We start from the raw sequence: 7,684 nt of genomic DNA, 5'->3' as shown, positions 1-7,684 counted from the left end.
ATTGTCTTACTTGTTCGTATGTTCCTTAAGCTAAAAGTGGGGCGCGCTATATTAGATTGAAAGCTTTCAGCAAAATGAAGAATATTACGTCCATTTTTTGCCCCCGCCAAATATCCCACTAGATGGCCATGTAACGTCAACTTAAGAACACTAATTTCCGTTGTCATCTTCGTCTCCATCTTTGTCTTCTAGTAATCCTTTCCATGGATCATCCGATAGTTGTTTTTGTTCATCAGAATGATCAGGCTGTTTGTGCGGTAAAGATGTGTTGTTACCATCACTTTCAAGAACAGCTAAAACAGCATTCAGCTTTTCTTTTGGAATCAGCATGACATCGCTATTGAGACCTTTGGCAATCAGTTCAAGAGTATCAAGTCTTGGGTTGCCTTTTGCTTCCAGCCGTTGGTACTGCTGCCTAGAAATGCCAATACGCATTGGCATTTCATTCTGCTTGAGTTTCAGTGCTAAACGACGATTTTTGATTTGCTGTAGTAGATTCATCATAAGGAAACTAATAAGTTGCTTTTTAATTTATAGAAACATATTAGTTGCTATTTCGATGTAAGGCAACTTAAGTGTTTCTTTTTTCGATATCTGAAAGTGCGGAAATATAAGGAAGTATTTTTTTAGTCCATGGATAAATGGAATGATGAAACCAATGGTGACGATATACTTGAAGTTTATGAAAACCTCGATTTAGATAGGTTTTTATGTCAATTGTTGTCTTGTAAAGTCTGGGAAGTCCAAATGATTATCAAAATTTAAGTTTGAGTTGCTTTAAGCTTTTTACTAACATATAGTTTGTTGATTAGTTGCAGAGAGTTTTATAAATGCCATCATTTGTTTTAAATAACATCAGCATATCAGCGAGAAAACACGGTTTCGTGTGCTTTTTGCTGTTTGTACTATCGTTATTTTCGATGGCAATGGCAACGAACAGTATGATGTTATCGAGCTCGAATATGATGTCTATGGAAATGCATGACACGTCAGAATTATCGGATCATGATATGTCTCCTGATAAGGGGATCTCTTGTACGTCTGATTCGATGGACGAATGCTCTAGTTTGACATCAGAGCACAATCACCAAAACTGTATGGACAATCATTGCAGTAGCTTTTCAGGCTTACTGGTCAGCTATCATTCTGATTCTGACAATATTTCTTCTGTTCACACGACTCTGTCGTCTGAATTCTACGTTTCTACCCACCCAAATACGCCTTATTTCCCCCCTATAGTCATTTCTTAAATTCGCAGTTTCACTCATCGCTTTAATGTGCGTTGAGATTTTATGAATTTAAAAATGAGTACTCAAGCCAATGGCCAAAAACAAATTTTTGGCATTCTGTCATGTATTACAGAGTGTCTATTGCCGTCAATTTTTAATCGGTAAAACGAATCGTATTGCCTCCGTTTTCTTATTGTCGTTGCTGCCACTTGTTGCGAGCGCAGAAGTGTTAAGCCTGCAACAAGCGGTGGAAAAAGCCGTCTCCCAAGATGACTGGTTGATTTCCAGCCAGCAGAAAGAGAATGCTATTCGCGCCTTAAGCCAAGGCATGACGGCGTTGCCGGATCCAAAAATCAATGTTGGTTTATTGAATATGCCAACTGACAGTTTTGATTTTAACCAAGAAGCGATGACGCAATTTAACGTGTCGGTATCGCAGATGTTTCCAGCTGGCGATACCTTACGTTTAACAGGGGAAAAGTACGCTGTGCAAGGCGATCAAATGCCCTTGATGCGAGATAATCGTCGCGCGATGTTAGCAATGGAGGTATCGAATCTTTGGCTAACGGTATACAGTTACGAAGAGAGCATCAAGCTCGTGAAGCAAAATAGAACCTTGTTCGAACAACTTCATGAGGTAGTGGAAAGCAGTTATAGCTCGGCGTACGGGCGAGCCAAACAGCAAGATTTAGTGCGTTCTGAACTGGAGTTGATTAAGTTAGATCATCGTCTAACTCAGCTTCGTCAAGCGAAAGAAAATGCACTGAAAAAATTGTCCCAATATATTCTTCCGACCATGGTTGATCAGAACACAGCTGATCAAGCAATCACTCTGAAAACAACGGGTGAACCCATTATGGTAACCCCGTCTAGTATTCTTCCACCAAATTCCTTGGCGGCTCGTCTGAGCCAGCATCCGTTGGTTCGCATTGTCGATGTTCAATCCAATACCGCGCAGATAGATAAATCGATTGCCGAGCAAAAGTACAAACCAGAATGGGGCGTTACCTTGGGTTACGGTTATCGCGGCGATGATCTAAGCGGCAAAGATCGAGCCGATCTGGCGTCGATTGCGGTGAGTGTCAGCGTGCCAATCTTTTCGTCTAGTCGACAGGATGCTCAGGTGAAAGCCGCGACCTTACAAGTCGAGTCTTTTCTTTCTGAAAAGCAGCTTGTGCTGAATGAACTCATGGCGAAATATCGTGTTCTGACATCTGATATTAACTTGCTAGATCAACGAATTCGTCTGTATCAAACCAAGTTACTTCCTAGTTACAGAGAAAGTGCGCAAGCCATGTTGAATGCTTATACCAGCAATGATGGTGTTTTCTCGGATGTAGTTCAGGCGCGCATCGATACATTAAATGCACATATTGAATTATTAAATATTCGTATCGAGCGCTTCAAGCGCTTAGCCGAATTGAATTATGTAATGGCACAAAGTGAAGAGGTGAAACTCAAATGAAAGTAATCGGGTATATCGGTGTATTTGTACTAGGTGGCGTTCTTTCGGCTACGGGTTATCACTTTGGTCTTCAAGCATTTAATGCTATGAACGGGGAAATGAATGCTGGTGCATCAGTCACGAAAGATGAAAAAGCACCTTTATATTGGGTGGCGCCAATGGACCCAAATTACCGTCGTGACAAGCCGGGTCAATCTCCTATGGGAATGGATTTAATCCCTTTTTATGGTGATGACCAAGGTTCCAATAATCAGGGCGCTGGTACTGTAAGCATCTCGCCTGAAGTGGTTAATAACCTTGGTGTGAGAACAGAAAAAGTGTTTGAAGGCGTGCTGAAACCAGACATTCGTACTGTGGGCTATTTGGCTTACAACGAAGACAAGATTGTTCATATTCACCCTCGTGTCGAAGGTTGGATCGAAAAGAGCTTTATTAAATTCAATGGTGATTCAGTTGAAAAAGGTCAGCCTTTGTTCGATTTGTATTCACCAACCTTAGTGAATGCGCAGGAAGAATTTGTCTTTGCGTTAGCGCGCAAAGACCAGCGCATGATCAACGCGGGTGAAGAAAGGCTAAAAGCTCTGCAAGTGTCGAGCAGTTTTATCCAAGCGTTAAAGACAAAGCGCAAAGTGTCTCAAACAGTGCGATTTTTTGCGCCACAAAGCGGCGTTATTGACAACCTTGGAATTCAAGATGGTTTCTATATTAAGCCAGGCACAACTTTGATGTCGATCGCGGATTTGAGTGAGGTGTGGTTGGATGCCGAAGTGTTTGAGCGCCAAGCGCATCTTGTCGCGGTGGGGCAACCGGTTGAGGCTGTTATGGATTTCCTACCGGGGAAAACTTTCAGCAGTAACGTGGATTTTATTTATCCGACTCTAAATGCCAAAAATCGCACTTTGCGTGTTCGCATTCGTTTAGATAACCCCGAGCAACTTCTGAAGCCAGATATGTTTGCCCATGTTCGTATTGAAACCACCGAGCCAGGTAAAAAACGATTGATTCCAAAAGAAGCTTTAATTCGTGGCGGCGAGCAAAGCCGCGTGGTACTGGCATTGGGTGAAGGGCGTTATAAATCGATTGCAGTCGAAACCGGCGCGTTCGGTGATGACTACGTGGAAATTTTAGACGGCTTGGTGCTGGGTGATGAGGTCGTGACATCGGCGCAGTTTTTGTTGGACTCTGAATCCAGCAAAAGCTCGGATTTCAAACGCATGAATATAGACAGTGAGCAGATGGCAATGCCTGCCAGCAGCACTGAAATGGCTAACACGGCAATGTCTGATAATGAAATGTCAGCAGCAGAACCTACCAACAATGTTTGGGTAGCCGCACGCATTAATCGTATTGATGCGACAACGCGGATGGTGAATGTGAATCATGATGCTATTACTGATTGGAAATGGCCAAAGATGACGATGGACTTTGAGTTAGCTGATTGGTTGACGCTGGATGAATTGCCAATTGGTAAAGATATTCAGCTTGAGATTACGCGGGAAAGCAGTGTGAAATTCATGGTCACTGACTATTTTGACGCTGACACGGAGTAGGGGAATATCATGATTGAAGCGATCATTCGTTGGTCCATAAACAACCGATTCATGGTGTTATTGGCTACTTTTATTTTAGTGGGCGCTGGCTTGTATTCGTTAAAGAATACTCCCGTTGATGCCATTCCTGACTTGTCTGATGTGCAAGTTATCATTAAAACCAGCTATCCAGGACAAGCGCCGCAAGTGGTTGAAGATCAAGTTACGTACCCGTTGACCACGGCGATGTTGTCTGTGCCCGGTGCTCAAACAGTGCGCGGTTATTCGTTCTTTGGAGATTCGTATGTCTACGTGATTTTTGATGAAGATACCGATATGTATTGGGCGAGAAGCCGAGTGTTGGAGTATTTAAGTCAGGTTGCGCCATCCTTGCCGAGTAACGCAAGGGCGCAATTGGGGCCAGACGCAACGGGTGTCGGCTGGGTGTATTTATACGCCTTGGTCGATAAAACCGGTCAAAACGACTTGAGTCAATTGCGTTCACTGCAAGACTGGTTCTTGAAGCATGAATTACAAACCGTGCCTGGCGCATCGGAAGTGGCGCCCATTGGCGGCATGGTGAAGCAATATCAGGTAAGTGTGAATCCAGATAAATTGCGCGCGTTAAACATGCCATTGAGTCACATTCAAAATGCCATTAAACGCGGTAATCAGGAAGTCGGCGCGTCGGTCATTGAAATGGCTGAAGCTGAATACATGGTTCGAGCGTCTGGTTATATACAGAGCGTCGAAGATATTGAAATGATTCCGCTTGGCGTCAGTGAAAGTGGCACACCGCTGACGATCAAAGATGTGGCAGACGTTGGTATTGGCCCACAAATGCGTCGAGGGTTAGCGGATCTAAATGGCGAAGGCGAAACCGTCGGCGGCGTGGTGGTGATGCGTTTTGGTGAAAACGCACAGAAAACCATCGAAGGCGTAAAAGCGAAATTGGAAACCTTGAAATCCAGCTTGCCAAAAGGCGTTGAGGTGGTGACTGTTTATGATCGTTCTGGTTTGATTGATCGTGCTGTGGAGAATTTATGGACCAAACTGCTGGAAGAGTTCCTTGTGGTTGCGTTGGTTTGTATGGTGTTTCTTTTTCATGTGCGTTCCTCTTTAGTGGCCATCATCAGTCTGCCTGTCGGTATTTTGACTGCCTTCATCGTCATGCATTTGCAGGGTATTAATGCCAATATCATGTCGCTTGGCGGTATTGCGATTGCCATCGGCGCCATGATTGATGGCGCAATCGTGATGATAGAAAATCTCCATAAGCATATGGAAAAAGTCGAAATGACCAAGGAAAACCGTTGGCAGGTTGTGACCGCCGCGGCTACCGAAGTCGGCCCCGCGTTATTCTTTAGTCTGCTGATTATCACCGTCAGTTTTGTGCCTGTGTTTACCTTGGAATCCCAAGAAGGGCGAATGTTTGGCCCGTTGGCCTATACCAAAACCTATGCAATGGCTGCATCGGCGGCATTAGCCATCACCCTCGTCCCTGTTTTGATGGGGTACTTTGTGAGAGGTAAGGTCTTGCCTGAGCATAAAAACCCTGTTAATCGGGCTTTGATTGCGGTGTATATGCCGGCGTTAAAAGCTGTGTTGAACTTTCCGAAAACGACCATTTTGGTAGCGATTGCTATATTCGCCATTGGTATGTGGCCGTTAAATAAGTTGGGAAGTGAGTTTATTCCTAACTTAGACGAAGGTGATTTGATGTATATGCCAACAGCGTATCCGGGGATCTCCATCGGACAAGCACGTCAGGTATTACAGCAAACCAATAAACTGATTGCGACCTTGCCAGAAGTGAAAACTGTCTTTGGGAAGGTTGGCCGTGCAGAAACCGCGACAGACCCAGCACCTTTGACGATGATCGAAACCTTTATTCAACTCAAGCCTCACTCTGAATGGCGAGACGGCATGACCAGCGACAAGATCAAGCAAGAGCTTGATCAGCTGGTCAAGATCCCTGGCATTACTAACGCTTGGGTAATGCCGATCAAAACACGAATCGACATGCTGGCAACGGGCATCAAAACCCCTGTGGGTATAAAGGTTGCAGGTCCTGATCTGAAAGTGATTCAAGATATTGGTTTGCAGCTAGAGAAAATCTTGAAACCAGTTGAAGGCACGGCATCGGTTTATTCTGAGCGTGTGGCCGGTGGTCGTTACGTCAATATAGACATTAATCGCGCGAAGGCATCGCGTTATGGGTTGAACATTCAAGATGTTCAAGAGCTTATCTCTTCGGCGGTGGGTGGCATGAATGTCACTAATACTATTGAGGGGCTTGAGCGCTATCCCATTAATGTTCGCTATCCACAAGAATATCGTGATTCACCAGAGCAATTAGCCCTTTTGCCAATCGTGACTCCGAATGGTTTACGAATTGCTTTAGGGGATATTGCTGATGTTTATGTGGAAGAAGGTCCGCCAGGATTAAAAAGTGAAAACGCGCGTTTAAACGGTTGGACCTTTGTGGACATTGAAGGTGTAGATATTGGCCGTTATGTCGAAAACGCACAAAAAATCGTAGCAGACCAAGTGCAATTACCAGCAGGTTATTCATTAAATTGGTCTGGTCAATATGAGTATATGCAACGGGCAAAAGAAAAGCTGACCTATGTGGTTCCGCTCACATTGGCCATTATCATTGTCCTCTTGTATATCAACTTCCGTAACTTCTCCGAGGTGGCGATCATTATGGGCACCTTGCCATTTGCTATGGTGGGTAGTATCTGGTTGATGTATTTATCTGGTTTCAACTTCTCGGTTGCAGTGGGGGTTGGCTTTATTGCGCTGGCTGGCGTGGCCGTGGAAATCGGCGTCATTATGCTGATGTATTTGAATCAAGCTTGGGCAGAGACACAAAAAAAATGCGCTGAAAAAGGCGTCTTACCTCGCGCGGACACGCTTTACCATGCGGTGCTTCATGGCTCTGGTATGCGAGTTCGTCCGGTGATGATGACGGCGGTATCCATCATTATCGGCTTGCTGCCAATTCTATATGGTACTGGAACGGGATCGGAGGTGATGAGTCGAATCGCCGCGCCTATGGTTGGTGGTATGGTGAGCGCAGTCGTGCTGACGTTATTAGTGTTGCCTGCGGTGTATTTTCTATGGAAAAAATCGTCATTGAAACAGATGTCTTAATTTAATCAGTATTAAAAGAGTGTTTTTTCGGAACTTTTAGAGATCGTTGATATAAAGAGATCCCCTCTTTGTATCCGTTTAAAAATTTATCAACAACGTAAAAGGTAATAACATGAAAACTATGAAAACTATGAAATTGGCATTTTCTACATTGGCTTTGGTGGCCTCCGTTAACGTATTTGCACACGGTATGATGACCATGACATACCCCAAAGACGGTGCCATGCTAATGGCTCAAGCAGAACGAGTAGAGCTAAATTTCCCGAACCCTATGAAAGTTGTAAGTCTCAAGGTAGTAGGAT

5 protein-coding genes and 1 pseudogene are annotated in these 7,684 nt (G+C 44.2%); 5 read left to right on the top strand and 1 reads right to left on the bottom strand.

Annotation, left to right across the window (positions count from 1 at the left end):
* Window positions 1-150: 150 nt before the first annotated feature.
* Window positions 151-504: a helix-turn-helix transcriptional regulator gene (locus D104_RS30660; protein WP_024024481.1), complete on the bottom strand. Its 354-nt coding sequence runs from the start codon at window positions 502-504 to the stop codon at window positions 151-153.
* A 326-nt stretch (window positions 505-830) separates the two neighbouring features.
* Between D104_RS30660 and D104_RS37350 the strand changes: the two genes are divergently transcribed.
* The 5 genes and pseudogenes from D104_RS37350 to D104_RS30640 form a co-directional block, all read left to right on the top strand.
* Window positions 831-1,250 (top strand): PHD finger domain-containing protein, encoded by a 420-nt coding sequence (locus D104_RS37350; protein WP_147270570.1) that lies wholly within the window; start codon window positions 831-833, stop codon window positions 1,248-1,250.
* Between the two features lie 70 nt (window positions 1,251-1,320).
* The gene (locus D104_RS30655) at window positions 1,321-2,694 is read left to right on the top strand and encodes a TolC family protein (protein ID WP_024024479.1); all 1,374 of its coding nucleotides are present in this window, start codon (window positions 1,321-1,323) and stop codon (window positions 2,692-2,694) included.
* On the top strand, window positions 2,691-4,244 hold the full coding sequence (locus tag D104_RS30650) for an efflux RND transporter periplasmic adaptor subunit (protein WP_024024478.1): 1,554 nt from the start codon (window positions 2,691-2,693) through the stop codon (window positions 4,242-4,244). Before D104_RS30655 ends, D104_RS30650 begins: the two co-directional genes overlap by 4 nt.
* 9 nt (window positions 4,245-4,253) lie before the next feature.
* Window positions 4,254-7,382 (top strand): efflux RND transporter permease subunit, encoded by a 3,129-nt coding sequence (locus tag D104_RS30645; protein WP_024024477.1) that lies wholly within the window; start codon window positions 4,254-4,256, stop codon window positions 7,380-7,382.
* A 112-nt stretch (window positions 7,383-7,494) separates the two neighbouring features.
* Window positions 7,495-7,684: pseudogene (locus D104_RS30640) on the top strand (copper resistance protein CopC); the annotation flags it as partial.

Origin of the sequence: Marinomonas profundimaris (assembly GCF_000508165.1) — a bacterium.
Taxonomy (GTDB): domain Bacteria; phylum Pseudomonadota; class Gammaproteobacteria; order Pseudomonadales; family Marinomonadaceae; genus Marinomonas; species Marinomonas profundimaris.
Note: the sequence above shows the minus strand (reverse complement) of the source record. Positions and strands in the feature narration are given on the sequence as shown.